This window comes from Pseudomonas sp. YuFO8 (genome assembly GCF_035065025.1).
GTDB lineage: Bacteria > Pseudomonadota > Gammaproteobacteria > Pseudomonadales > Pseudomonadaceae > Aquipseudomonas > Aquipseudomonas putida_AE.
On sequence record NZ_JAXDEQ010000002.1, the window covers coordinates 151,287 to 177,207 of the forward strand.

17 protein-coding genes and 3 pseudogenes are annotated in these 25,921 nt (G+C 55.3%); 8 read left to right on the forward strand and 12 right to left on the reverse strand.

The features are described from left to right. The first annotated feature begins 192 nt into the window (after nt 1–192). The gene (locus tag SOP95_RS02485) at nt 193–2,808 is read left to right on the forward strand and encodes an AAA family ATPase (RefSeq protein ID WP_323605890.1); all 2,616 of its coding nucleotides are present in this window, start codon (nt 193–195) and stop codon (nt 2,806–2,808) included. 777 nt (nt 2,809–3,585) lie between these two features. Here SOP95_RS02485 and acnA read toward each other — a convergent pair. Further along, the gene (gene acnA, locus SOP95_RS02490) at nt 3,586–6,270 is read right to left on the reverse strand and encodes an aconitate hydratase AcnA (protein ID WP_323605892.1); all 2,685 of its coding nucleotides are present in this window, start codon (nt 6,268–6,270) and stop codon (nt 3,586–3,588) included. A 214-nt stretch (nt 6,271–6,484) separates the two neighbouring features. Between acnA and SOP95_RS02495 the strand changes: the two genes are divergently transcribed. Then, entirely contained in the window at nt 6,485–7,225 is a 741-nt protein-coding gene (locus SOP95_RS02495) for an ABC transporter substrate-binding protein (RefSeq protein WP_323605893.1), read from the forward strand. Between the two features lie 37 nt (nt 7,226–7,262). On the opposite strand, the gene SOP95_RS02500 is transcribed toward SOP95_RS02495, so the two are convergent. The 5 genes from SOP95_RS02500 to SOP95_RS02520 all read right to left on the reverse strand — a co-directional run bounded on the left by SOP95_RS02500 (nt 7,263) and on the right by SOP95_RS02520 (nt 12,735). Next, nucleotides 7,263–8,303: an AbrB family transcriptional regulator gene (locus SOP95_RS02500; RefSeq protein ID WP_323605895.1), complete on the reverse strand. Its 1,041-nt coding sequence runs from the start codon at nt 8,301–8,303 to the stop codon at nt 7,263–7,265. Continuing rightward, nucleotides 8,300–9,364: a lactonase family protein gene (locus SOP95_RS02505; protein ID WP_323605897.1), complete on the reverse strand. Its 1,065-nt coding sequence runs from the start codon at nt 9,362–9,364 to the stop codon at nt 8,300–8,302. The genes SOP95_RS02500 and SOP95_RS02505 overlap by 4 nt, the downstream gene beginning before the upstream one ends. Before the next feature lie 42 nt (nt 9,365–9,406). After that, nucleotides 9,407–10,288 (reverse strand): LysR substrate-binding domain-containing protein, encoded by an 882-nt coding sequence (locus SOP95_RS02510; RefSeq protein ID WP_323605898.1) that lies wholly within the window; start codon nt 10,286–10,288, stop codon nt 9,407–9,409. Then, nucleotides 10,278–11,546: a 3-oxo-tetronate kinase gene (otnK, locus tag SOP95_RS02515; protein ID WP_323605899.1), complete on the reverse strand. Its 1,269-nt coding sequence runs from the start codon at nt 11,544–11,546 to the stop codon at nt 10,278–10,280. Before otnK ends, SOP95_RS02510 begins: the two co-directional genes overlap by 11 nt. Nucleotides 11,547–11,664: 118 nt before the next feature. Continuing rightward, nucleotides 11,665–12,735 carry an isocitrate/isopropylmalate dehydrogenase family protein gene (locus SOP95_RS02520; protein WP_323605901.1) on the reverse strand — a complete coding sequence of 357 codons (1,071 nt, stop codon included), beginning with the start codon at nt 12,733–12,735 and terminating at the stop codon, nt 11,665–11,667. A gap of 262 nt (nt 12,736–12,997) precedes the next feature. Between SOP95_RS02520 and rraA the strand changes: the two genes are divergently transcribed. After that, on the forward strand, nt 12,998–13,480 hold the full coding sequence (gene rraA / locus SOP95_RS02525; protein WP_323605902.1) for a ribonuclease E activity regulator RraA: 483 nt from the start codon (nt 12,998–13,000) through the stop codon (nt 13,478–13,480). Here rraA and SOP95_RS02530 read toward each other — a convergent pair. Then, a complete protein-coding gene (locus SOP95_RS02530) occupies nt 13,473–14,411 on the reverse strand; it encodes a GntR family transcriptional regulator (protein ID WP_007948269.1) in 939 nt (312 codons plus the stop codon). The genes rraA and SOP95_RS02530 overlap by 8 nt on opposite strands. Before the next feature lie 225 nt (nt 14,412–14,636). On the opposite strand from SOP95_RS02530, the gene SOP95_RS02535 reads away from it, so the two are divergent. From SOP95_RS02535 to SOP95_RS02555, 5 genes and pseudogenes are all read left to right on the forward strand, one after another. Then, the gene (locus tag SOP95_RS02535; RefSeq protein ID WP_323605903.1) at nt 14,637–15,296 is read left to right on the forward strand and encodes an aspartate/glutamate racemase family protein; all 660 of its coding nucleotides are present in this window, start codon (nt 14,637–14,639) and stop codon (nt 15,294–15,296) included. Nucleotides 15,297–15,325: 29 nt separating this feature from the next. Then, nucleotides 15,326–16,114: a hydroxypyruvate isomerase family protein gene (locus tag SOP95_RS02540; RefSeq protein WP_323605904.1), complete on the forward strand. Its 789-nt coding sequence runs from the start codon at nt 15,326–15,328 to the stop codon at nt 16,112–16,114. Between the two features lie 133 nt (nt 16,115–16,247). After that, a complete protein-coding gene (gene phbB / locus SOP95_RS02545) occupies nt 16,248–16,991 on the forward strand; it encodes an acetoacetyl-CoA reductase (RefSeq protein WP_323605906.1) in 744 nt (247 codons plus the stop codon). Nucleotides 16,992–17,111: 120 nt separating this feature from the next. Then, the gene (locus SOP95_RS02550; RefSeq protein WP_442967714.1) at nt 17,112–18,446 is read left to right on the forward strand and encodes a CitMHS family transporter; all 1,335 of its coding nucleotides are present in this window, start codon (nt 17,112–17,114) and stop codon (nt 18,444–18,446) included. A 114-nt stretch (nt 18,447–18,560) separates the two neighbouring features. Further along, nucleotides 18,561–19,378: pseudogene (locus SOP95_RS02555) on the forward strand (DeoR/GlpR family DNA-binding transcription regulator). A gap of 272 nt (nt 19,379–19,650) precedes the next feature. Here the strand turns inward: SOP95_RS02555 and SOP95_RS02560 are convergent. From SOP95_RS02560 to SOP95_RS02580, 5 genes and pseudogenes are all read right to left on the reverse strand, one after another. Beyond that, nucleotides 19,651–19,770: pseudogene (locus SOP95_RS02560) on the reverse strand (DinB family protein); the annotation flags it as partial. 117 nt (nt 19,771–19,887) lie between these two features. Continuing rightward, nucleotides 19,888–21,050 (reverse strand): annotated as a pseudogene (locus SOP95_RS02565) (pyridoxal phosphate-dependent aminotransferase). 217 nt (nt 21,051–21,267) lie between these two features. Beyond that, nucleotides 21,268–24,756, reverse strand: coding sequence for an indolepyruvate ferredoxin oxidoreductase family protein (locus SOP95_RS02570; protein WP_323605908.1), 3,489 nt, complete (start codon nt 24,754–24,756; stop codon nt 21,268–21,270). 201 nt (nt 24,757–24,957) lie between these two features. Continuing rightward, nucleotides 24,958–25,464 carry a RidA family protein gene (locus SOP95_RS02575; protein ID WP_007948278.1) on the reverse strand — a complete coding sequence of 169 codons (507 nt, stop codon included), beginning with the start codon at nt 25,462–25,464 and terminating at the stop codon, nt 24,958–24,960. A gap of 56 nt (nt 25,465–25,520) precedes the next feature. Beyond that, nucleotides 25,521–25,916, reverse strand: coding sequence for a c-type cytochrome (locus SOP95_RS02580; RefSeq protein ID WP_007948279.1), 396 nt, complete (start codon nt 25,914–25,916; stop codon nt 25,521–25,523). Nucleotides 25,917–25,921: the final 5 nt, after the last annotated feature.

Sequence of the window (25,921 nt, forward strand, 5' to 3'; positions counted from 1 at the left end):
CGTCCTTGGCAAAAGCGATACCGTCCGCTTCTGGCCGGTAGTTGCCCGTCGCGAGAGGCAGAAAACGGCCAAAAGCAGACCTTTAGAATTTCGGCCAGAACACCCTTCTCGGTCTGGGCAAGAATCAAGCTTCAACGGAAATTGCTGCGCGGTGCACTATGCTTATTTCTCTAAGGAACAGGGAGCTCAGGTATGGCCATTTATGAGGAAGTGCTGGAGTGGGCGGGAAGGTTGCCACTATGGCGTCAGGATGCCTTGCGACGCCTGTGTGTTCAGGGGGCATGGACCGAGGAGGACCTGAGTGAAATTCTAGACCTTGCCAAACAACATCATGCTGTCCCCAGTGCACTTCAACCAGCACCTCAACCGATAGGGTTCGCCGCGGAGCATTTCCCCGCAGAGGCGAATCAGGATCGGACGGTTGTCCTGCGAGCCCTACATTCGCTGACCAATGTCGGCAAGATTCCAAGCGACCAGATTTTGGAGTTTCAGTCGCAAGGGCTCACCATCGTGTACGGTGGTAATGGCGCTGGTAAGTCCGGTTATGCCCGCGTACTGAAACAGGCGTGCCGAGCCCGTAGCCCTGGTGCTGTATACGCCAATGCCTATGCCGCGAATTACCAGCAGCTCATACCGAGCGCCGCCATCGACTTCTCGCTGGACGGCGCCCCGGAGCAAACGATCTGGAGTGGTCAGCCTGGGGTTGTCCCGAGGCCCGAACTTCGGGGCATTTCCGTATTCGATGGCGACTGCGCCCGTCATTACCTACAGTCGCGAGAAGCTGCCACTTTTCAGCCGTCTGCGCTGATCTATCTGCAGCAGCTGGCCAACGGGCTCAACCAGGTTCTGAGGCCACGAGTCCAGAATGAAATTGCAGGTCTCGCTACAGACGTTACGCCATTCAATATCATTCCCGCCGATACCGAGGCCGGCCGGACAGTGCATCCGATTGGACCTACCACAGATCTGACGCGGGCACGTGAGTTGGCCACACTCACGCCAGATGAGCAGGCAGAGCGAGCTCGCCTTCCTCAGGAGATAAGCGAAGCGGACCCAACCGCTAGGGCGACGAACCTCGACAATGCCGCGACTCGGGTCGATGAGTTGGCCAACACCATCGCAGCGGCAGCAAGTGTTGTGTCCGATGATGCGTTGGATGCCAAGCTGCAGGCCCATCGAACCCTTGTCGATGCGGAGGTCGCGGAGCGTGCGGCATCTGCCCTGCTGCAGGCAGGGGATGCGACGCAGCTGCTTCCTGGAACTGGTCAGGGCCCTTGGGCAACGTTGTTCAATGCTGCGCGTGAGTACTCGATGGGCACGGCTTACCCTGGAGAAGCTTTCCCAGTTACCGATGACGGCGCAGTTTGCGTGCTTTGCCAGCAGGAACTGAATCCTGAGGCTCAGGACCGCTTGCAGCGGTTTGATCACTACATCCGGGATCGTGCGGCCGAAGCTGCTCAAACTGCCCGGGATGCCTGGCAGCAGATTGTCCGCGACGTTGGCCAAGCTAGTGTTGCTTTCATAGTTGCCCCCAACATGCAGGATGGTTTGAGGGCTCGAGTGGCAGCGCTGCCGGACGATATTCAGGCTTACCAGGAAGATTTGGTCGCTCGACTTCAGTGGCTCAGAACGGCTGTAGCTGACGGGGAATGGCCGGAGCGCCCTGGATATCGAGGCCCGGGCCCGGCGGCTTCGCTCCTTCAAGTTGCGGAAGCACTACGCGCCGAAGCGGCCCGCATGCGCGCAAACATGGATGCGGAAGCCCTGGCAGCCAAAAAGCTGCGACTGAAGGAGCTCGAAGCTAGGCAGCTCCTTTCCGAGCATATCCAAGGCATAGCCAGGGTCATCGAGAGTCTGGCCCGTAGGGCTAGGCTCCAGAGCTGTCTTGATGACATCGCTGCGACGCGCCCGATGACCACGCTTGCAAGTCAGTTGGGGAGAGCTTACGTCAGCGAAGCACTGGCTGGACGTATGAACGAGGAACTTAGCAGGCTGAATCTTCGGTACATCCAAGCCGGGATTTATTCTCAAGGAGATGCAGGATCGGTTCGCCTAGGTATTCAACTCCAAGGTTGCCAGCTTGGCCCGCACCAGGTTCTCAGTGAGGCTGAGCAGCGCATGTGCTCTCTCGCGTTCTTCTTCGCGGAGCTCCACCAGTCGGGGTCGACGTCAGGCATCGTTTTCGACGATCCGGTCTCAAGCCTTGACCACGGCCATCGAACCGCTGTTGCGCGTCGGATAGTTGAGGAGTCCGCCATTCGACAAGTGATCGTGTTCACCCACGATGCTGTGTTTTTTGGTGAGCTACTCACGCTTTGCCAGGATGCGGATCGGGTTCCGGGAGTCCGGTCGATCAGCTATCGAGCAGAAGGTCCTGGTTACGTCGATGCTGGATTACCTTACGACATGCGCCGGCATGCGGAACGGATTCAGCAGCACCGCACCACTCAGCAGCAGATTGCGGCTAACTTCAACAACCCTCCGGGAGAGGATGAGCGTCGCGCGATCCGCAACGCCTACGATGACCTGCGCGTGACGATTGAGGTTGGGATCGAGGACACGCTACTCAACGGAACCGTTGTGCGATTTCGTGATGGTATCTCGGTTGGCCGGCTCGATGGCGTGATGGTGGTGGAAGAGCAGGACTTTCGAGAAGTCCAGCGTCTACATGATCGCTGCTGCCGCAACGTGAGCGCGCACTCACATGCAGCTGGTCAGCAGCGGCCTGTAACGCAGCCAGACGAACTGCTCCGGGATATAGAGGGAGTCAACGCCTTGTTCGTGAGCATCCGAAGACGCAGAAACTGACTCCACGAAACCTGGGGGCGATTCAAGTTTGTATTCTTCTTACAGGCTCCTACTGGTTAATTGTCGTCAGCAGTTTAATCTTTGCTCGGTTGGCGCTGATGGAAAATTCGCGATCTGGCGCCCATAAAATCCGGCGACCGCTTTTGGCCATTTGCTGCCTATCACAACTAGTTGAAACTGACCCGTTGCTACCAGTAGAAAAGGCAGAATGATCCGCCGCCGCTACGATTGATCGCGTTCAATATATAGAGTTAAACAGCTGCTCAGCGTTCTTCAATTCACACGCCGCTTCTGCCTCCTCTCGCGTTGGAAAATGAAGGGGTAGACGGGACTTTTCCTTGTTGTCATAAATGTCGAATCCAGACGGCTCCGTGCGCGAATAAAAGCGCACACCACACCTTGCCGATTCTGTCTCTTTAGGGGTTGCTGGTATGACAACAAATCTCAATACCATCTCCTCACCTATAGTGTTTTATTCCTAATTCTTGTGTTTTAGCGGCATATAGCCATCTTATCAATCTCCCGTCACGGGACTCGACGAGCGGAAAGCACCTAGTCCAGATGCAGAGTTAACCGATGGTGAGCCGATGACAGCTTTAGGCCGAAGGCAGCTCAAGATTTCGCTATTTCGACCCGGAAATGTGTTCCGATGGCTATGCACGGCAGCAAGAAAAATCTGCCGTGGTTTTACAGTCCTCATGGCCCTCTCACAGTCTGCGCGCTTGGTTTTTAGCCGCTTCGAAGGCGGCATCCCGCGATGCACTTCCTGCCTCCCTATCAGTTGCTCACCTGCGAAACGACCTTGCGCACGACATACGGCAGGATACCGCCCTCCTTCAAGTAGAGAATTTCCTGTTGCGAATCCAGCTGCAGAATCAACGGCAGCGAGGTCTGACTTCCGTCCGCGCGATTGATCACCAGGCAAAGCGGGTTTGCCCCCACCTGCATTGTCTCCAGACCTTTGAAGTCCAGCGTCTCATCTCCCTTTAACTGCAAGTTCGTCACGTCGACGCCTGCCGAGAAGGTAATGGGCAAGATGCCCATGCCGATCAGATTGCTACGATGGATACGCTCAAAACTCTGCGCGACGACAGCCTTGACCCCCAAGGTGGCTTGCGCCTTGGCTGCCCAGTCACGACTGGAGCCCGCTCCATAGTTGAACCCGGCGAAGATCACCAGCGGCACGTCCTTGGCAACGTAGCTCAGAGCTGCGTCGTAAACGCGCTGGATCGAACCGTCAAAAGCCGTTGCAAAACCACCCTCTCCCGGCTGTTGCTCCAATAGCCGATTCTTCACTGCTCGATTCACGAATGCACCGCGCATCATCACTTCGTGGTTGCTGCGGCGGGTCGAGTATTGATTGAGATCGTTCGGGTTTTCGCCGCGCTCGATCAACCACTGTCCAGCCTGGCTTTCGAGTGGAATCGCACTGGCCGGTGAAATGTGGTCAGTGGTGACATTGTCGCCCAGCACCATCAAAGTTCTTGCACTATGAATCGACAACTCGGGTGAAGCTTCGGCTTTGACGTTTTGCAGGTAAATGGGGCGGCGCAGGTAAGTCGAATTCGACGCCCAAGGAAACTGCACACTGCCACTCGCTGACAGTGCCTGCCAGTGATGAGTGCCATCCCACAGCATCGCGTTACGCTGGCGGAACAAATCCGGGCGGACGGTCTGGCTGACCAGTGCCTGAATCTGCTCTTCACTGGGCATCAGTTCATGCAGGTACACATCGTTGCCTGCCGCATCCTGTCCTAACGGCTCAGTCTGGATATCCATATTGATGGTGCCTGCCAAGGCATAAGCCATGACCAGCGCCGGCGAGGCCAGGTAGCCGACCTGTACGCGAGGATTGACCCGCCCCTCGAAGTTGCGATTGCCCGACAGCACCACCACGGTTTTGAGGCCCTGGTCCGAGAAGCGCTCCATGTGTTCTTCAAGACTGCCGGAGTTGCCGATGCAGGTCATGCAGCCAAACCCGGCGAGGTCGAACCCCAGGGCCGAGAAGTCGCTCAGCAGATCGGCCTTTTCCAGGTAGTCCGCGACTACGCGCGAGCCGGGCGACAGAGATGTCTTGACCCAGGGTTTACTACGCAAACCGCGACGCTGAGCGTTACGGGCCAGCAATCCCGCCTGGATCATCTGGCTCGGGTTTGCAGTGTTGGTGCAACTGGTAATTGCCGCCAGGGAGATGGCGCCATGGGTCAGGGCCTGGCCAAACGTAGGCTCGAAGTATTCCGCTTCAGCATCCGAAGAGCGCGCTATCACACCCTCCCGCTCACCCAGAATTTCCTGGCGGAAGGACGGCGCGGCATCAGCCAGTTTGCGCCACTGATGCGGCTGATGAGGCCCGGCAACACTTGGCTCGATGGCCGCGAGATCCAGCTCGATCAGGTCATCGAAATGCGGGTCGGGCAGTGAGTCGTGGCGCCACAGGCCCTGTGCTTCGAGGTAAGTTTCAATACGCGCAATGGTGTCTTCGCTGCGACCGGTCAGGTGCATGTACTCCATCGTGCTATCGTCGAACGGGAAGAACACTACCGTGGCGCCATACTCAGGGGCCATGTTCGACAGCGTGCCTCGCGCCGCCCAACTGAGCTTCGACAGGCCAGGGCCGCAGAACTCAACGAACTTGCCCACTACGCGCTTCGCACGCAATATTTGCGTGATGCGCAATGCCAGATCGGTGGCCGTCACACCGGGCCGCAGTTCATTGCTCAAACGAATGCCGACGACTTCAGGAAAACTGATCGGCACCGGCTCACCGAGCATGGCAGCCTGTCCCTCCAGCCCACCTACACCCCAGCCCAGAACGCCGATGGCGTTGATCATCGGCGTGTGGCTGTCGGTCGCTACGATATCGTCAGGATGCAGCAGTGGCTGGCCATCGGCGGTCTGGCTTTCCCAAACCACGGTCGCCAGCGACTCCATGTTGACCTGGTGAATGATCCCGGTACCGGGCGGAACCACCTTGAAATTCGTCAGGCTCTTCTGTGCCCACTTGATGAATTCGTAGCGTTCGGAGTTGCGGCGGTAGTCGATGTCCAGGTTCTTCTCCACCGCGTCCGCTTCAGCGTAGCGCTCGACGATCACCGAATGGTCAATGACCAGCACAGCAGGAATCATCGGGTTCATGGTTTCCGGTGCGCCACCCATTTCCGCCACCATGTCGCGCATACCGGCAAAGTCAGCAAGCGCCGGCAGGCATGTCGTGTCGTGGAACATCAGCCGGTTAGGATAAAACGGCACTTCGCAGGCCGGCGCCCCTTGGCGTATGCATGCGATGAAGTTGTCCAGCGACGCTGGTGAACACCGAGCCACATTCTCCAGCAATATACGGATTGAATAGGGCAAGCCAATGAGCTCGTCCGGGGTGAGTATCTTGCGCAGATCCACGTAGGCGTAACGGGTGTCGCCCACTTGAAGATGACTTTGATGACGTGCGTCGATGGTTGAAATCATGGGCTTATCGTTCACCGGTTGAGTGCGTGCGCAAACGACTCTATATGGTCGTTCAGTTGAATCCAGCGTAACCAAAGGCCGAGCCGGGGAAAATTGAACAATGAGCAAGTCATCGTTCGCCCACGGAGAACGCAGCCTTGATGAGTCTGAAATTGTCAGGTCTTGCTCACTTCCCTACTCTCAGGGCCGACGACAATTTCCATGGAGACCATTTATGCTCGCCCCTACCGCAAAAGTTCTTGAAGATCTTGCACCGACCGGCGTGCTCAGAGCAGCCATCAACTTCGGCAACCCGGTGCTTGCACAGCGCAATGCCGAAACGGGCCAACCTCAAGGTGTATCTGTCAGCCTGGCGGTGGAACTGGGCAAGCACTTGGGCGTTCCTGTCGAGCTCATCACCTACGATGCTGCAGGTAAGGTGTTCGAGGCTTTGGCGCAAAATCAATGGAACATTGCATTCCTGGCCATCGAACCTGTGCGTGAAGCTCAAGTCGCCTTCAGTGAACCTTACGTGATTATCGAAGGTACCTATCTGGTCAAGGACAGCTCTCCATTCCGCAAGATGGAAGATCTGGATCAGCCCGGCGTGCGGATCGCCGTGGGTAAGGGTGCAGCTTATGACCTGTACCTGAGCCGGACTCAACAGCACGCAACCCTGGTTCGCGCACCAACCTCTGCCGGAGCTGTGGACCTGTTTCTCGATGAGAACCTGGATGCGGCGGCGGGTGTGCGTCAACCGCTGCTCAAGGTCGCCGAGGCCAACAAGGAATTGCGCGTACTGGACGGCTACTTCACATCAATTCGCCAGGCAATGGGCGTTCCAGTGCGATGCGCCGCGGGTGCGGCGTACGTCAGAGCATTCCTGGAAGAACAGAAAGCCAACGGCTTCGTTAGCAAGGCACTTGCCGCAAGCGGCCAAAGTGACGTCACGGTTGCCCCGCTTCAAGTCAATTGAGGCCGCTGCGATGAGGGGTTGAAACGCACTTGCCTGCTCAGCGGCGAAGGCGTTTCAACCAGATTTTATGCACCGGCTCAGCGCAGAGCATCACCACTATCAAACGCATGATCTGCATTGCCGTAACGATGCCAACGCCCAGGTTCAAGGCTTCGGCCGTCAGGTACATTTCCGTACTGCTGCCCGGCATCATGCCCAGTGCCAGCGTCATCAAAGGAAAGCCCAGCAGATATCCGATCCCAAGTGCCAGCAACAAGGTGCATACAATCATGCTCAAGGTGAACACCGAAACCTTGATCAGGAATGTCGGTGAGGCCTTGAAGAACTGGCGATCAAAGTAGCCTCCGAGCGCACAACCGATCATGAGCTGACCGTAATGGCTCAGCTCAACGGGTAATGCCGTCTGCAGATTGAAGCTGGCAGTGAATAGCGCACACAGCGCCATCGGGCCGAACATCCAAGGGTTCGGCAACTTGTACCGTTTCCAGATAATCGCCGTCAGCGCTCCGCCGAGCAACAATGGCAGCAGCCAATACCAATCACTGGGCAATCGGGCATGAGCCACCGATGGAGAGATTTTCGAGGTGAAAAAAATCGCGGGCGGAACACAAAGAACAATCAGCACGAGCCGTACACTGTGAGCTGCAGCGATCTGACTGACGTTGGCCTTATGCCTGATCCCCGATTGAATCATCTCTGCAAAGTTCGCAGGCATGAAGGCGAAAAAGGCAGTCGTCAGATCCATGCCTCGACGCCGCATGAACTCTATGCCGAGCAAGGCAAGCAACAAGGTCAGAAATGCCGCGAACAGCATCATCGCGAAATGCCCCAGGATCTGCTCCAGCACCGCGGGTGTGAAATGCAGGCCGATGGATGTCGCAATCATCCATTGCCCGGTCAATCGACCATTGGGGATCTCCCCTACCCGCCAGCCGAGGCAACGCACCAGAATAACCGCCAACATCGATCCAATGATCCAGGGCAAAGGCCAGTTCAGGTAACTGGCAATCAGTGCGCCGGTCACTCCAACCAGCGGTGTCGCCCACCACAATCCCATTGAGGTGAAAAACGCTCTCATACGTTGGCGCCACCAAAGACCATGCACACTGGACTCCCTGTCTCAATCACCTCACCCGTTGGGGTCAAGCTGCCAGTCGTTGGGTCAACACTGAAAACCACGATCGTGTCGCTGTCCTCGTTGGCCACATACATGCATCTGCCGTCGGGCGACAAAGCGAAAAATCGAGGAGTGAGGCCTTGCGTTGGCGTCGCTGATTCGAATGTCAGCCAGCCCGATTGGGGATCAATGCTGAAGCGCGCAATGCTGTCGCTTCCCCGGTTGGAGGCGTAGAGGAAGCGCCCGGCCTTATCGACTTCGATCTCTGCAGCCGTGCTGTCGCCGGTGAAAGAATCCGGCAGCGCAGAGAGCACCTGCTGCGGCTGAAGCTCACCACTTTCGCTGTTGAAGCGATAGGTTGCGACGGTCGAATCGAGCTCATTGACCGAGTAGACAACGGGCAATCCCGGATGAAACGCCACATGCCGTGGTCCTGCACCTTTGCGAGTAGCAACCGATGGACAAGCTGTCGGCAGCAACTTGCCCGATTGCGAGTCGAATCGATAAGTGAAGATCCGATCGAGACCTTTATCCGGCACGACCACTAGCTTTCCACTGTGGTCGAATGGATTGAAATGCGGTTTCGGGCCTTTTTGTTCAATTCGATGGGGTCCGATAGGCCCTTGCGTCATCACTTGATCGCAGAGCTCGCCGAGCTCTCCCGAATCGAGAATCGGTAAGACAACAACAGAACCACTGTAATGGTTGCTCACCACCAGGAAGGTGCCGTCCGGTGAAATCGCCAAATGTGCGGGATTGTGGCCATGGGTGCTTTGGCTATTGAGATAGCGCAGCGTGCCATTGGTGCCGATGCTAAATGCGCTGGCCTGATCCGTATCACCATGGACGCAGTACAGGAAATCCTCCTGTTTACTGATCGCAAGAAATGATGGGTTTACCAATCCATCAACCAGTTGCACATGAGACAGGCGCCCAGTCTTTGAGTCGACGCTGTAGACGTTGATCCCGTTGCCACGGGCATTCCTTTCACGAGTGGTACGACAGCCTACGTAAATGAACATGAAGTCATCTCAAAAGGCGAACAGGTACTTGGATGGCACCTGTCACGCGGTCAAGTGTGCGACGAACGCGCGAGCGGTAGGAGGGAGCGCTTCGAATCGTCGAGCAACAATATTCAACTGACGCTTGGCCCATGGCTCGGCCAACGTGACAGCCTGCAAATGGAAGGAACGCAGGTAGGGCCGCAGAACATCGCGAGGCAAAATGCATATGCCCAGATTGGTCGAAACCATCCGGCACATGCATTCAAAGCTGGAAACGCGAACCCGCTGCCTGATTGGTTTACCTAACAATTCGGCTTGTTCACTCAGGAGCAAATGCACCGAGCTCTCCAGATGAGGACCAATGAATTCGAAGATCAGCGCTTGCTCGAAACTGGCTTGCGTCTGCGCCGCCAATGGATGCCGTTCTGGAACCGCAATCACCAACTCATCCACGCGATAGGGAACGGACTCCAACCCTTGTGAAGGTGTTTGTTCGGCAATGATGCCGACATCCGCACGACCGTCCGACACCGCTCGTACGATTGCCGCACCGACGCGCTCCTCGATATCGAACTTGATATCGGGGTAGGTTTCCATAAATGTGCCGATATCCAGACTCAACTGTTGGGCCAACGCCGATGTAATGGCGTGTAATCGAATATGGCCCTTGATTCCAGCACCATACTCACTCAACTCCTGGTCCATCTTCTGAAGAGTTTCGTTCACCTGCAACGCGTAATGGCGCAGCGACTGCCCCGCAGGCGTCAGCTCCATTCCGCGCGGGTAGCGAATGAACAAGGGAGAACCCACCTTCTCTTCTAGCTCGCTGATCCGCTTACTGACTGCGGAGGTCGCCAAGTGGCAGAGCTGCGACGCCTTGGTCAGGTTTCGCTGCTCCGCCACAGCCATGAAGATTTCCAGGCTGAGCAGATCATGGCGCATTGGCCAATGCCTTCTCGAAGAAGTCTACGGTGCCAAAATTGCCGGATTTCAGCGCCAGGGCAACCGGGTCGTCGCGCAAGCCGAGTGTCCAGGGCACACCAGGATCGATGGTCGCACCAATTCGTAGAGCCTTGACTTGCAGTGCCTTGACTACCGCACCCGATGTCTCGCCGCCGGCAACCACCAGCTTGCGAACACCCATGCCGTAGAGGCCGACAGCAACGGCGGACAATGCGTCTTCAACGATCTGCCCAGCAGCCTCAACGCCGAGCTTTTGCTGAGCAAGCTTGACCGTCTCTGGATGTGCGCTTCCGTAGATCAGGACGGGACCCTTTTGAATCAGATCCTTTGCCCATTCAAGTGCTTCAGCAACCTGATCATGACCATTGGCAAGACGCAGCGGATCAATGGAAAAGCTCGGACGGGTTTTCTGCCAGTGCTCGACCTGACCATTCGTCGCTACCGAACAACTGCCGGAAACAACGGCGCCCAAGCCCTCGATGACAGGCAGTACCGATGCCGTTTCGGACTGACCGAGCTTGCCTGCACGACGGAAGTTTTCAGGTAGACCCAGCGCAACGCCAGAACCGCCGGTAACCAGTTTATGGTCCGCCACGGCAGTGCCTATCGCATACAAATCTTCATCATCGATCGCATCGACAATGGCATAACCTCGACCTTGGGCAATGAGGCTATTGAAAGCCGTGGAAATGGCTTGCGCGCCCTTGTTGACGACCGAATGTGCAACAAGACCTACCGGTTTGAGCGTCTGCTGCTGCAGCACCCGAACCAGATTGGAATCGGTCATTGGCGTCAATGGATGATTACGCATGCCGGATTCGCTCAACAGCACATCGCCGACGAACAAATGACCGTTAAAAATCGTCCGTTTGTTCTCCGGGAATGCAGGACACGCCACAGCGAACGAGACGTTCAATGCTTCAGCAAGTGCATCGGCGACAGGGCCGATGTTTCCGCGAGAGGTCGAGTCAAACGTCGAGCAATATTTGAAAAAAAACTGTTGGCAGCCTGCCGCACGCAACCATTCCAGCGCTTCGAGCGATTGGGTAACGGCTTCTTCCGGGCTGACGGTACGGCTTTTCAGGGCAATGACGACAGCATCGATATCATCAGGCAAGGGCCCTTGCGGCACACCGATCACTTGTAGCGTGCGCATGCCGCCACGTACCAGCGTACTTGCCAAATCCGTACCGCCGGTGAAGTCATCAGCGATGCAACCGAGTAGTAATTGACTCACTGTGGTCTCCTCGTGCCCTCCTCCTTTGGATATCTAAAAGGAGAACAGGCGATTTCTTGTTATAGATCCGCAACATTCCAGACAACGGGCGGCATGCCTGGCATGCCGCCCGTTTCAATCAGCCCAGAATGGCTTTGGCTACAGCTTCGCCGAACGATTTGGTACCGCTGGAGCCGCCCAGATCAGGCGTGCGCTGCTTAGGATCCTGCAGCACAACATCCACTGCCTTTTCCATTTCCAGGCCGGCCTTGATCAGCGCTTCTTTGTTGTGGTGCTCGCCCATCCACTGCAGCAGCATGCCAACGGACAGAATCATCGAAACCGGGTTGGCCTTGTCCTGACCGGCGATATCCGGCGCAGAGCCGTGCTGGGCCTGGGCGCAGCAATGAGTGTCGCTGGCCATCATGGAACCGGCCAGACCCAGGCTGCCCGACAGTTCACTGGCAAGGTCGCTGATGATGTCGCCGTAGAAGTTGGTCGCGACAAGAACGTCGAAGCGCTCAGGGCTACGTACCAGGTGGGCAGTGGAGGCATCGACCAGCAGATCGTCCAGCGCGACCTCCGGGAAGTCCTTCGCTACATCGCGAACGCATTCCAGAAACAGCCCGTCGGTCATGTGGAAGCTGTTGGCCTTGTGAATGGCGGTGACCTTCTTGCCACGCTTCATAGCCAGCTCGAATGCACGGCGGGCGATACGTTCGCTGCAATGACGAGTGATTTTACGAGTGGATAAAGCCATATCCGGAGTCGGCATCACTTCGCCCCAACCACGGCTCATGTTGCGATCTGGATAAAAGCCCTCAGTCGCTTCACGCATGATCACCAGGTCCATCGTCTTGCCTTCCTTCATGTTGGAAGTCAGGAATGGACGAGTACGAGCAGGACGTACGTTGGCGTAGAGATCCAGGCCAATACGGAAGCCGGCAGAAACGTTGCGACCGCCTTTTTCAGGCACTGGATAGTCGGCGTGCGACTGGGTGCCGAGGATGATGCCGTCGTAGCCTTTGGCCTTCTCCAGCACTTCATCACGCAAGGTGGTGCCGTATTTATCCAGGCTTGTGAAACCGACATCGTCGTAATCGAAGCTCAAGCCCAGATCGAATTTTGTGTTGGCAGCCTTGAGCACCGACATCGAAGATTCAACGATTTCTGGACCAATACCGTCACCAGGAAGAACCAAAATACGCATCGCATACCCCTTACTTATTGTTTGAGCTGAATTTTTTCGAAGCCAGTGCGTGATGAACCGACCCCATTTCTGTACATCGTAAATACAAAGTACAATATTGGCGAGACGAAGTCCTTAACCTTTTGCTCCCGTTCGTCCTGAGACGTTGTGGGGAGCAGTAGAGCTATCGCCCTCGACAGATTGCATTTTATTGCATGAATATTCAGTTTGTGCAACCTTTACGCTCAACGGTCACCCATTTCACTTTCCCAGGAGATCCTGCATGACAGTTAAAACCTCCGATCTTTGCGATCAATACCCAGACTCAATTCGCGTACTGGCCCCGATTTTTCAGGACTTTGGCGGCAAAAATGATTTCGAGGGACGCGCCTTCACCCTCAAATGTTTCGAGGACAATTCCCGGATCAAGGAAATAAGCAGTCTGCCGGGACACGGCCGGGTGTTGGTGGTGGACGGAGGTGGCAGTGACCGCTACGCGCTGTTTGGCGATGTGATAGCTGAGGATCTGGTCAAGAACGGCTGGGCCGGTGTGTTGATTTACGGTTACATCCGCGACAAAGCGGCGCTGCGCGATATGCCGATCGCCATCAAGGCACTGGGCACATCACCGCGAAAGACCGTCAAACGAAACGAAGGGCAGATTGGCATATCGGTGGAATTCGCCGGGCACACCATCGCCGATGGCGACCAACTGTTCGGCGATGACGATGGCGTGGTGCTGTTAAACGAGCTGAGCGCTAGCTGACAACCGATATTTCAAGGCTGCGCTGGTACTCCAGCTCATCCTTGGCCTCTTTGTCTGTTTTTTGCCGCCCGACCACATCAAGGTGGTTGCGTAGAAATTCCGCCGCCTCCTCTCGCTGTCCACTTTCGATGAGATCAAGAAGATGGATGTGTTCTTTACATTGGTTGATCAGGCGAGGCCGATCCACGTTGGCCTTGTAGGCCATGAACCGACGCAATTGGTTCTGGCGGCGGATAGCCTCAAGAAAGAAAGCGTTGCCCGAGCAGCGCACCACCAGCTCATGAAGCTGCGAACCGATCTGAAACAGCTGCGATCGCGACAAGGTGAAAATGTCGCCATCGAGCAGTTGCTGCTGGATTTCCCGCGCTTTGGCAAACGCTGGCTTATCCACCTCGTAACCCGGTTCCAAAACGGCGGCCGGTTCGATTGCCATGCGAAAACGGTAGCTCTGAATATGGGCTTTGGAGTCATGCAGAAAACTGTTGATCTCCCACCCCTGCCCTGGCTTGCGCTCAATCATTGCTTCATTGGCCAGCCGGGTCAGAACCTTCATGAGCTGTCCTCTCGGCACCTCATATTTGCGCATCAACTCGGCTTCAAAAAAAGTCGTGGGAATGTCACCACGCAGGACGTCGTCGACAACGCGCAAATAGAAGTCTTCAAAGGGATCAACTTCCAGAGGGAGCTTGCGACTGTCGATTCCTCGCGCGTCAGCTGTCAGGAAATAACCTCGGTTCGGCTCCTTGGTCGCCAGACCCAATTCGGCCAACAACGCGAAACCTCGTCGAATCGGAGATCGGGAAACTCCCAACTCCTTGGCAAAAGACTCCTCGCGCAAAGGATCACCAGCGCGCATCGACCGGGCTCTGGCCATGTCGATGATCTTGGGTGCCAACTGCTCTGCAAGGTCTTTCTTTATCTTGGGCTTCATTTTGGCTGGTTCGCCCACCAAGGGTTGTTGAAGAGTCGATTCTGCTGAGTTCATGGAAACCGGTAATCAGAGGAGGATGACATCAATGCATTGCCTAGGATGGAGCGTTACATCCAAAACCAAGCTTTAAAGAAAAATAACACACCTGATGCACATCAACACGCCAGTGACACTTCAGGACTTCACCGTACACCAACTTGACCTACAGCAATCCAGGAATCCGTCATGAGCGCACCACGCATCTATTTGATCCATGCAACACCAGTAGCAATCGCACCCATTACTGAAGCATTCACTCGGCTTTGGCCTGAGGCCAGGCTGGCCAATTTATTGGAGGATTCGCTTTCCAGCGATTTGGCCGAGGCCGGTGAACTGACTTCGGCATTGAGCCAGCGGTTCTTGAAACTCGCTACCTACGCCGCAGAGTCCGGTGCTGATGCGATCTTGTTTACGTGCTCGGCATTCGGTGACGCGATCGATTTGTGCAAGCGCTCGCTGAGCATTCCGGTACTTAAACCGAACGAAGCCATGATCGAGGAGGCCATTCAACGCACCGGAAAAATCACCATACTTGCGACTTTCCAGCCGGCCATTGCATCGATGACCGAGGAATTTCAAGCCTATGCGCAACAACTGGGTGTCGATATTGAGCTCAATTCCCTTGTCTGCCCAGCAGCACTCGCCGAATTGCGCAAGGGGAATGCCGAGCGCCATGACGCGCTTATCGTCGATTCAGCACGCCCCCCTACCAATAGCGAGCTGCTGTGTTTTGCACAATTTTCCATGACCAGTGCAGCACAAGAAGTCAGCCAAGCAAGTGGTCTGCCTGTACTGACAACACCCGACAGCGCCGTATTGAAGCTGCGCAACCTTCTGAACGCCTGATGCAGATTCGAAGATTTGAGGAGTCACCTATGACCAGGTTGAACGCGCACATCGGCTTCCAGTTTACGGAATTGCCTTTTCTGGAGCGGTTCTCGGCAGCGGCCAACGCGGGTTTTCGAGCCATCGAGTTTCCCTCGCCCTATGAACACGAAGCGCCGCAAATCGCAGAGCTTCTCCGCGAGCATGAACTCCAGATGGTGCAATTCGCCGCGCCATCGGGCCCAACCAAAGGCAACACCGGCATTTGCAGTTCAAAAGAAGCATTTCGATTGGATCTAACCAAGGCCGTTGAATATGCCAGTGCACTCGACTGCCGAATGGTTCACCTGATGTCAGGGGTGTCGCAGGCAGAACTTGGGGTCATTGCCGATAGCGGCATTTACCGTCGCAATCTGAAGTACGCCGTTGAGTTCTTGTCTGGAGAAGGCATCGAGCCGTTGATTGAAGTCATCAGCTCAGATGAAGTCCCAGGTTACCTGATGAGCCACTTCGACTTCGCTGAAGAGATGCTCGAGGCACTGCCCGACCTTGGACTGATCCTGGACACCTACCACACCGAGCTTCTCGGCGTGGATTGCCTGCGTAAGCTCAATCAATGGTGGTCGCGGGTGAGGCACATTCAGGTCGCGGACTTTCCCGGCCGCAACGAGCCAGGCACAGGCAACATCGACTTCCCGAAACTGCTCTCCATGCTGGAAGACCGGGCCTATCAGGGCTGGGTGGGTTGCGAGTACCGCCCTCGCACCTCGACGCTCGATGGGTTGGAAGAACTCTGGAGGATCATGAAACCGCATCCCCATGAAGATGACCGCTGGTAAGAAATTGTTTCTTTTTGGCGAAATTGTACTCCGTAACCTTGCAAAACAATTTCGACTGGGGTTTATTAGCCTCCAGTAGCCTTCAAAGGTTGCAATCAATGCTCCCAACAAAAAACACAACAGGAGTTTGCGCATGAACAAAAAGATCGCATTTGTTACTGCAGGTATGGGAAACCTGGGCACCGCAGTTTGCCAACGACTGGCACGTGACGGATTCACCGTCGTCGCAGGATGCGGCCCTGACTCGCCTCTGAAGGACACCTGGCTCGCCCAACAAAAGGAGCTTGGCTTTAACTTCATCGCTTCTGAAGGCAGCGTTGCTGACTGGGAGTCCTGCCGGAAGGCTTTCGATCAAATCAAGAAAAATGTCGGCCCCGTTGACGTTTTGATCAACAACGCCGGCACCGCTCGGAACGTTGTTTTTCAGGACATGCAGCCCAATGACTGGGCCACGGTCATCGATACCAACCTCAACTCGCTGTTCAACGTAACCAAACAGGTTATCGATGGCATGGCTGAACGAGGCTGGGGACGAGTGATCAACATTTCTTCAGTAAACGCCCAACTGGGCCAAGTAGGTCAGGTCAACTACTCAACTGCAAAGTCGGCAATCCGAGGCTTCACTCGCGCACTGGCACGAGAAGTCGGTTCCCGCGGGATCACGGTGAATACCGTATCTCCTGGCTACATCGCCACCGCCAAACTCAAGTCCGTCACCACGGCGGACGCGATGGATCGCATCATCCAGGACATTCCGACTCGTCGCCTTGGAACACCCGAGGAGATCGCGGCGGTATGCGCCTGGCTGGCCTCTGACGAGGCTGGGTATGCGAATGGTGCTGACTTCTCGCTTAATGGTGGCCTTCACATGAGTTGATACTCGTGTGAGACTCAGCGGCAACCCGCTGGATCAAACCAAAAATACAGCGGGAACCTTGATGCGCTTTTTTGCGCAGATCCCATAAAAACAATTGTACTTTACGTCAAGGTGATACAAATGCTCTCAATTCTCGGCTACGGCATGATCGTGACCTTCATGGCACTGATCATGACCAAGCGGTTGTCGCCGTTGGTAGCGATGACAACAGTTCCGATCGTATTCGCGCTCATGGCGGGATTCGGTCCGGACATGGGCAACATGATGATCGACGGCCTGAAAAAGGTAGCCCCGACCGCGGTCATGGTGATGTTCGCGATCCTCTACTTCGGCGTGATGTTTGATACTGGTCTGTTCGATCCGATCATTCGCAAGTTCATCAAGCTGATCAACGGCGACCCGATGAAAGCCGTCGTTTTCGCGACCCTGCTAGCAGGCTTGGTGTCGCTGGATGGAGACGGTTCGACAACCTACATGATCACCGTCACCGCGATGCTGCCTCTCTTCAAACGACTAAGGCTCGAACCCTTGTCGCTGACATGCGTGGTCATTCTGGCGGCAAGTGTGACAAACCTATTGCCATGGGGCGGACCACTTGCACGTGCCGCAGCTTCCTTGCAGGTCGATACGTCCGAGCTCTTCATCCCGCTTATTCCCGTTATGGTAGTGGGCTTCCTCGGTGTTCTGGCGCTGGCTTACTTCATCGGTATTCGTGAGCGTCAACGTCTCGGAAGACTGCGCTTGTCAGTGGGTGCTGCTGCCACAGTTTTTGACGATGAGACTGACGAAGGTCTGCCATCGATGTCAGACGAAAATGCCGAACTGCGTCGTCCAAAACTGTTTTGGTTGAACGCGGGCCTGACGATTGCCTTGATGACCGGCCTGGTGGTGGAAATCTTGCCACTCTCCATTTTGTTCATGGTCGCGTTCTCTGTTGCATTGGTGATCAACTACCCACACATGAACGATCAGCGTCGTCGCATTTCCGCGCACGCTCCAACAGCCCTGAACCAGATTGCGATCTTCCTGGCAGCCGGCATTCTGGCGGGTATCCTCTCCGGGACGGGCATGGTCAACGCGATGTCCGCCAGCTTCCTGGCAATGCTTCCTGCAACCTGGGGCCCGTACATGGCTCCGATCACCGCGCTGGCGAGTATCCCGGGCACGTTCTTCATGTCCAATGACGCCTTCTACTATGGTGTGCTTCCAGTGCTCGCCAAGGCTGCCGAAGTTTATGGCATTACCCACGCTGAAATCGGCCGGGCCTCGCTGGTAGGTCAACCTGTTCACCTTCTGAGTCCTCTTGTGGCTTCGACCTACTTGCTTTGCGGTCTGGCTGGTGTGGAGTTCAGCGACCACCAGAAATACACCATGAAATGGGCGTTTGCGCTTAGCTTCCTGATCCTGCTCGCTTGCTTGCTACTGGGTTTGTTCCCTCTGGCAGCTAGTGTCTAAGGGAAAGTGAGGAACAACTAGCATCACCGCTGCAAACCAATAAAAAATCCCGGAAATAGAAATGTTTTCGGGATTTTTTCTGTTCGCTCAATCAAATTTCACTTCGGAGCCCTAATGACCAGCCCAAAGGACATCGCCACCGAAAGCGGTGCACCGATGATTCCTGAACAGCGTCGTGAATTGATGCTGCGACAGTTGCGCAAGCATCAGGTGCTTAGCGTTCATCAATTGATGGAAATGTTCGACTGTTCGTGACCATACGCCGCGACATCGCGCTGCTGGAGCAAGAAGGTCGTGCTTATTCGGTAACGGGTGGGGTACGAATTGCCAGTCAGCTCCACAGTGAACCCAGCCATGAGCTCAAGGCAGTGTTCGAGTTGCCGCAGAAGCAGGCCATGGCCAGGCTCGCCGCCCGGCTATTGCATGCCGACATGACGATTTACCTGGATGCAGGCACCAGCACGCTGGAAATCGTCCCCTACATCAAGGCGCTGTCCGGCGTGACCGTGGTGACCAACGACTTCGGCATTGTCCAGGCACTGATCGAATCGCCCCATGTCACCGTGATTCATACCGGTGGGCAACTGGATCACTCCAATCAATCGTGTGTTGGCGGACTAGCGGTGGCCACATTGCGTCAGGTCGTCACCGATGTCGCATTCATATCCACCAGTTCATGGGATTTGCGTCGCGGCCTCACCGCATCTTTGGCCCTGAAGGTGGAGGTCAAGCAAGCCGCTATGCAATCGGCTTCGCAAGTGGTGCTGGTGGCCAGCAGTTCAAAATACGGCACCTTCAGTATGTACAGGATCGCCGGGCTCGAGCAGTTCGACATCATACTCAGCGATGACGTGTTGTCCCCTGCCGCGGCCGATGGCATCCGTAAGCTGGGTGTCGAATTGTTAATTCCATCGGACAATACTGTGGCCTGAAGCGAAGGGCTCCCGCACTCGGAAACGAAAAAGGTATGGGTTTATTTCCGGAAATTAATATGGGGATGCCCTTTCAATGCACCTCGAAATAAGCAGGGAGGCCAGGGATAGTCGGCCTTGGCTTGATGGCGTCAGACCTAGTGAGGCACGGTTTTCCATTGAGTCTGCGGGCAATGTCGCTAGCCTGATGCTGGATAACCTGTAACAGGCGAGTGCCTATGAACGACTGCTTTTGGCTGTGGATGGGCTTTCATTAAGGGCAGTTTTTGGTCGCTCAGAGTTCCGAGAATAGAACCAAAGAAAGCTTTTCTGTCCGCTGCGAGTTCTTCATCCGACAGCTTTCTGGCTGCTTGATACACCTTTTAATTCATCCACTCGTTGTAGGTCGCCATTAGGCAGATATGACTGGTGCGGCTCTTCGCCTTTACTCTTTGACCACTTCAGAGGACAACCCCGCTCATCCCGAGGTTGTCAGTATGTCGTAGCGCTACCAATCCATGGCTACCAAATCAAACAACCCGGGAGATCTGAGTTACTTTGCTGAGATATCGTTCGATCCGCGCCACAGCTTCTGCCAGTCGTTCGATGCTGGTGGTGTATGAAAAGCGGACGTAGCGCTCCGGCTCATTCGCACCAAAATCCAGGCCTGGTGCAATCGCTACCGACGCGTGCTCAAGTAAGGTCATTGCGAAATCAAAGCTGTTGTCCGTGAATGCGGAACAGTCAGCGTAGATGTAGAACGCGCCTTCAGGCTTGGCCACGATCTGAAATCCTATCCTTGTCAGTTCGGCCGACAGGTAGTCCCGACGGCGCTTGAACTCCATCCGCCGCGTCTCGACTATATCCAGGGTGCGGGCTCAAAAGCCGCCAGCGCGGCGTACTGAGCTGGTGCGGAGGGAGAAAGAAACAGGTTTTGGGCAAGCTTTTCAATATGCCGGGTGAATTCTTCCGGCACCACAAGCCAACCCAAACGCCAGCCTGTCATCTGAAAGTACTTGGAGAAGCTTTGTACGATCCATACATCGTCACAGCATTGCAGCGCGGTGGACGTCTCAACGTCGTAGGTCAACCCCTGGTAAATCTCGTCGAGTATGAAATGCCCGCCTTTCTCACGGATACAATCTGCGAACGTTTTGATCTGATCCAGACTGAGCATTGTGCCTGTCGGATTGGCCGGAGAAGCAAGTAGCACCCCGGCAGTGGCTTCGCTCCAGTTTTTTTCGATATCCCCAAGCGTCGGCTGGAAATTGCTTTCTTCGCCTACAGGGATCGACTTCGGTACGCCCTCAAAGATACGAACAAAATTGCGATTGCAAGGATAGCCAGGATCCGTCAACAGCCATTCTTTGCCCGGTTCTGCCAGGCAGGCCAATGCGAGCAGCAATCCGCCCGAGGCTCCAGCCGTCACAATAACGCGCGACGCAGGGACTGTTACGCCATATCGACTCTGGTAGTAATCAGCAATCGCCTCTCGCAGTTCAGGGATACCAAGTGCGGGAGTGTACGTAGTTTTGCCATTGGCAATGGCAGCCTGGGCGGCGGCGATGATAGCTGGCGGCGTAGGAAAGTCAGGCTCACCGACTTCCATGTGCACTATATCCCGCCCTTCGGCTTCGAGTCGTTTCGCTCGCGTCAGGATGTCAATGACGTGAAAGGGAGCGACATCGTTCATGCGCGTAGCAACGGACTGTTGATCGATAGTTGTTTTCACACTTTATCCTCCACTGAGATAGATAGGGCGCAAGGCAGACCCTTCAGTCTGAGCCTGCGCCCATTGGTCTCGCCCTCCACTTTCACCCAGCACGTTCTGCTCACCGACTTGGTGGTCACCAAGCGTCAGCAGGCCCATCAGGAAAAAGTAGAAATGGCAGCATCGCGACGTCGAGCCTTCAAGCCACTTTTTTCAGTGCGATCACACGGCCTCGCATGACATCCAACAACACAGCTTCGCGTTGTGTCGCCAGCTCCATGGCCTTGGCCCTGACATGGCCGTATCCGCGGATCTGCTCAGGTAACGAAGCAAGTTCGACCATCGTGTCGTAATGAGAGGAACTCCTGCCCTCTTCCAGCACCGAAAGGATTTCCGCAATAACCGCTTCGTAACGCTGAATCAAAGCGCGTTCCCGGCGGCGCTCAGCGGTGTAACCGAATACATCCAGCGGCGTACCTCGCAACATCCGCAGTTTGGCAAGCACGCGGAAAACAGGAACAATCCATGGTCCAAATTCAGTTTTCTTCGGAAGGCCAGTGTCGGGGTCGCGCCGGGCCAGGAGCGGCGGTGCAAGGTTGAACACCAGCTTGTAGTCACCTTCAAACTGCTGGGAGACACGATCAAGGAAGCCGCTTTCGACATGCAGACGGGCGACCTCATACTCGTCTTTGATCGCCAACAATTTGAAGTAGTACTTGGCCACTGCTTGTGTCAGGTCAGTACGCCCCGCAAACAGCTTCTGCTCAATCTTGCGTACACGCTCCAACAAGTCGGTGTAGCGTTGCGCATAGGCGGTGTTTTGGTACTCCACCAGAAACCTGCGCCGTGTTTCGATCACTTCGTCATTGGACTTTACGGGGGCGGGCGAAACACCTGCGCGCTGCGTAGTTTCTTTTGTGGCGAGCAATTGCTCCACCGCTTTTGGATTCACAGCAGCCTGACGTCCCCAGCGGAACGCTTCCGTGTTCATCTGTTTGGCCGCACCATTAAGATCAATCGCTGATTCAATGGAGGTCGCGGAAAGCGGTATCAGTCCACGCTGATAGGCAAAGCCCAGCATGAACATGTTGGCCGCGATGCTGTCACCGAGTAAAGCGGTGGCAATACGCCCTGCATCGACAAACTCGGTGTGCTCCTGCCCTACCGCGTCGACGATATTGCGGCGAAGATCCTCTGCGGGGTATTCGAGATCTGCGTTGCGAGTAAACGCCCCAGGCATTGTTTCCTGTGTGTTGGCCAGGATGAAAGTACTGCCATGACGCGTCGCGCCCAGGGTTTTGGAGTTGCCCGCAACAATCAGGTCACAACCCAGAACCAGATCGGCGCCACCTGCCGCAATGCGAATGGTCTTGATCGATTGTGGATCAGGGCCGAAGCGCAAATGGCTCCATACCGAGCCCCCCTTCTGCGCCAGTCCGGCCATGTCGAGCAAACCGCAACCTCGACCCTCGAGGTGAGCCGCCATTCCCAGAATGGCACCAATGGTGACGACACCGGTGCCACCCATGCCAGCCACCAGAATGCTGTAGACGCGATCGTCGATGCTTGGGCGAACCGGTTCCGGCAGCAACGGTGCCGTCTGACCTTGCGTTGCGCGCTCGGGCTTGCTCAGGCTCCCCCCGACTACGCTGACAAAGCTGGGGCAGAAACCGTTGACGCATGAAAAGTCTTTGTTGCAGGAAGATTGGTCGATCGTCCGTTTGCGACCGAACTCCGTCTCCAGCGGCTGCACCGATACGCAATTGGACTTCACGCCGCAATCTCCGCACCCTTCGCACACCAGATCATTGATGACGATGCGCTTGGCTGGATCAGGAAAGGTTCCGCGCTTACGCCGGCGCCGTTTCTCAGCGGCGCAGGTTTGGTCGTAGATCAGAACCGAAGTCCCTTCCACTTCTCGTATTTCGCGCTGGACCTTGTCCAATGTATCCCTGTGATGGAACGTCACACCCGCCGGCCAGGCAGTGTCCAGGGGATACTTGTGTGGCTCATCGCTCACCACAACAATCCGCTTCACGCCCTCAGCACTCACCTGGTGGGCAATGGCTGGAACATTCAGCGTACCGTCATGCTTTTGCCCTCCGGTCATCGCGACAGCATCGTTGAACAATATTTTGAAAGTAATGTTTGTGCCGGCTGCCACCGCGGCCCGAATGCCTAGATAACCCGAATGGAAATAGGTGCCATCACCTATGTTCTGGAACATGTGTTTGCGCTTGGAGAAAGGCGCCTCCCCTACCCAAACCATTCCTTCGCCGCCCATGTGGGTATAACCCAACGTTGAGCGCTCCATAGACTGCGCCATCCAATGGCATCCGATGCCTGCGTACCCCTTGCTGCCCTCTGGTAGCACGGTAGAGGAGCTATGAGGGCAACCACTGCAAAAATAATAGCTACGCGCCAGAAGTGCGGTATCACCCTTGACCACCTGGTAAGAGCGCAACTCTTCAATACGATTGCGCAGACTGACATTGTCCCCCAGCTCAAGGAGGCGCTCGCCTAACGCAATGCCTATTTGGTTCGAATCCAGCGCCATTTCCGACTGGAACATCGTTTGGCCTACTTCGTCATGTTTACCGACAATGACCGGAGCATTGGCACGACCGTAAAACTGCTCTTTCAGCTGGAACTCGATCAGACTCCTTTTTTCCTCCACCACCAGAATCTTGTCGAGTCCCTCTGAAAAATGTGCTGCACCTTCAGGTTCGAGTGGCCAAACCATCCCGACTTTGTAGATACGCAAGCCCATCTCAGCGGCGGCTTTTTCGCTGAGGTTGAGATCATCCAAAGCCTGCAATACATCCAGATAGCTCTTGCCATGGGTAATGATCCCCAACTTGGCAGCCGGTGCACCAAGGACAATTCGATCAAGTGCGTTGTGACGGGCGAAAGCGCGAACCGCATTCAATTTGTAGCGGTGTAAACGGGCTTCTTGTGCGTGCGGGGTATCAGGCTGACGAATGCTGAGCCCATCTGGCGGCAGTGCGAAATCCTGAGGAATCTGAATTTTCACGCGATTGATGTCGACATCAATGGTGGCCGTAGCCTCCACCGTGTCCTTGACACACTTCATCCCGACCCAGCAGCCACTGTAACGAGACAATGCCCATCCGATCAGGCCAAAGTCGAGAATTTCCTGGACGCCCGCTGGGCTGAGCACCGGAATCATGGCGTCCACCATTGCGAACTCGCTTTGGTGACATGTGCTTGAGGACTCGCAGGTATGGTCATCGCCCATCAACACGAGAACCCCACCGAGATTTGCCGTACCGGCGAGATTGGCATGCCGAAACGCGTCACCGGTGCGATCAACGCCAGGACCTTTGCCGTACCACATGCCGAAAACGCCGTCGTATTTACCTTCGCCGCTCAGGTGCGCTTGTTGTGCGCCCCAGATAGTGGTCGCTGCGAGGTCTTCATTGACGCCAGGAACAAAAAGGGTGTGATGCTGCTCGAGGTGTTTTTTGGCTTTACCAAGCTGGTCATCAAGTCCGCCAAGGGGCGATCCGCGATAACCGGATATGTAGCCCGCGGTGTTGTGGCCAAGTTGTTGATCTCTCTGCCGCTGCGTCATGGACAGGCGGACAAGGGCTTGAGTCCCGGTAATGAAAATACGCCCTTGAGTGAGGGTGTATTTGTCGTCGAGCTGGACGGTCTTCAGGTTCATCATTCACTCCGCCCCTGTGGTGGGGATTTATTGTTCTACTTCTAAGCGGACTTACCCGTTATGAAAATTACACTCTGTCAAGAGTGTTATTACGCAGCTTTATTAACGCGTAATCAGGCCATTCATTCGGATTATCAATTCAAGTAACTTTTAAAGCGTGGGAGGCGAATGCACTACGCGCTTTTTTACGACTCATTCAAGTCAAGGGCGGACGGCAGAAACTTCTATTTCCACGAGAAACCCAGGGTTCGCCAGACCAGACACCTGGAAGACCGATCGGGTCGGCAGATTTTTTTGAGCTCCCGCACCGAAAAACTGTGTGTAGCCTTTCATGAAACCTGCATAGTCCATCTCACCGTCATTACTTGCTGTGCCAACCAAATACACTTGCATCTTCACTACGTCGCCGAGTGAAAGACCTAGCCTTTTCAAAGTATTCTCGATACTTCTGAGCGTGCTGACAGTCTGTGCCTCGGTATCACCGTAGGCAGCAATGCTTTTTGGATCGGCCTTACTGTCAATTATGGATGGAACGGCTCCACTGAGATTAACAAGTGTCGCGCTAGCAGGAATTTCGACAGCCAAGGAAATAGGGAAGTCGGAGTTTGGAATTTTGTGGCGAATTACCGAGTCAGCGCTCGCATGGGTGGACAACAGCCCACTCAGCATCGAGACAAGGAATATAGTGCGTGCGTTTATTGTCGACATCAAATGATCCTTTTGCGTGTAAACAATTGGGGCGGCGTAGCACACCCTCACTATGATCAGCGTTGGCTTACAGTTCGGACATCTTCAACCGTGACGGTGTCAGAATAGTTATTTCCAAAGTGAGTGCGTACATAGTCGACCACCCATGCTATTTGTTGGTCAGACATGTATTTTTTGAATCCTGGCATGCCGCCCTGCCCAGACGTCACCATGTAAATGGGGTATATCTTTGCTCCCAGCTTTACGTTTGATGCTAAAGCGGGATAAGCCCCTGCCCCGTGCGAACCCTGGGCTTCGGACATATGGCAGCCCTGACAAACTTGTTGAAACAGCGCTTCACCACTTGTCTGATCAAACGAACCTGAAGTTGAGACCTGAATGGTGTCAGCGGCCAAAGCGGATGCACTGGCCAGCAAGCTCAGCAACAAGCCCGTTGCAAGAAAGTTGTGCATGATGA

Excerpts from the sequence above, each read along its gene's own strand:
- SOP95_RS02485 (WP_323605890.1), top strand. The coding sequence starts at position 193 with ATGGCCATTTATGAGGAAGTGCTGGAGTGGGCGGGAAGGTTGCCACTA.
- acnA (WP_323605892.1), bottom strand. The coding sequence starts at position 6,270 with ATGATTTCAACCATCGACGCACGTCATCAAAGTCATCTTCAAGTGGGC.
- SOP95_RS02495 (WP_323605893.1), top strand. The coding sequence starts at position 6,485 with ATGCTCGCCCCTACCGCAAAAGTTCTTGAAGATCTTGCACCGACCGGC.
- SOP95_RS02500 (WP_323605895.1), bottom strand. The coding sequence starts at position 8,303 with ATGAGAGCGTTTTTCACCTCAATGGGATTGTGGTGGGCGACACCGCTG.
- SOP95_RS02505 (WP_323605897.1), bottom strand. The coding sequence starts at position 9,364 with ATGTTCATTTACGTAGGCTGTCGTACCACTCGTGAAAGGAATGCCCGT.
- SOP95_RS02510 (WP_323605898.1), bottom strand. The coding sequence starts at position 10,288 with ATGCGCCATGATCTGCTCAGCCTGGAAATCTTCATGGCTGTGGCGGAG.
- SOP95_RS02520 (WP_323605901.1), bottom strand. The coding sequence starts at position 12,735 with ATGCGTATTTTGGTTCTTCCTGGTGACGGTATTGGTCCAGAAATCGTT.
- rraA (WP_323605902.1), top strand. The coding sequence starts at position 12,998 with ATGACAGTTAAAACCTCCGATCTTTGCGATCAATACCCAGACTCAATT.
- SOP95_RS02530 (WP_007948269.1), bottom strand. The coding sequence starts at position 14,411 with ATGAAGCCCAAGATAAAGAAAGACCTTGCAGAGCAGTTGGCACCCAAG.
- SOP95_RS02535 (WP_323605903.1), top strand. The coding sequence starts at position 14,637 with ATGAGCGCACCACGCATCTATTTGATCCATGCAACACCAGTAGCAATC.
- SOP95_RS02540 (WP_323605904.1), top strand. The coding sequence starts at position 15,326 with ATGACCAGGTTGAACGCGCACATCGGCTTCCAGTTTACGGAATTGCCT.
- phbB (WP_323605906.1), top strand. The coding sequence starts at position 16,248 with ATGAACAAAAAGATCGCATTTGTTACTGCAGGTATGGGAAACCTGGGC.
- SOP95_RS02550 (WP_442967714.1), top strand. The coding sequence starts at position 17,112 with ATGCTCTCAATTCTCGGCTACGGCATGATCGTGACCTTCATGGCACTG.
- SOP95_RS02570 (WP_323605908.1), bottom strand. The coding sequence starts at position 24,756 with ATGAACCTGAAGACCGTCCAGCTCGACGACAAATACACCCTCACTCAA.
- SOP95_RS02575 (WP_007948278.1), bottom strand. The coding sequence starts at position 25,464 with ATGTCGACAATAAACGCACGCACTATATTCCTTGTCTCGATGCTGAGT.
- SOP95_RS02580 (WP_007948279.1), bottom strand. The coding sequence starts at position 25,916 with ATGCACAACTTTCTTGCAACGGGCTTGTTGCTGAGCTTGCTGGCCAGT.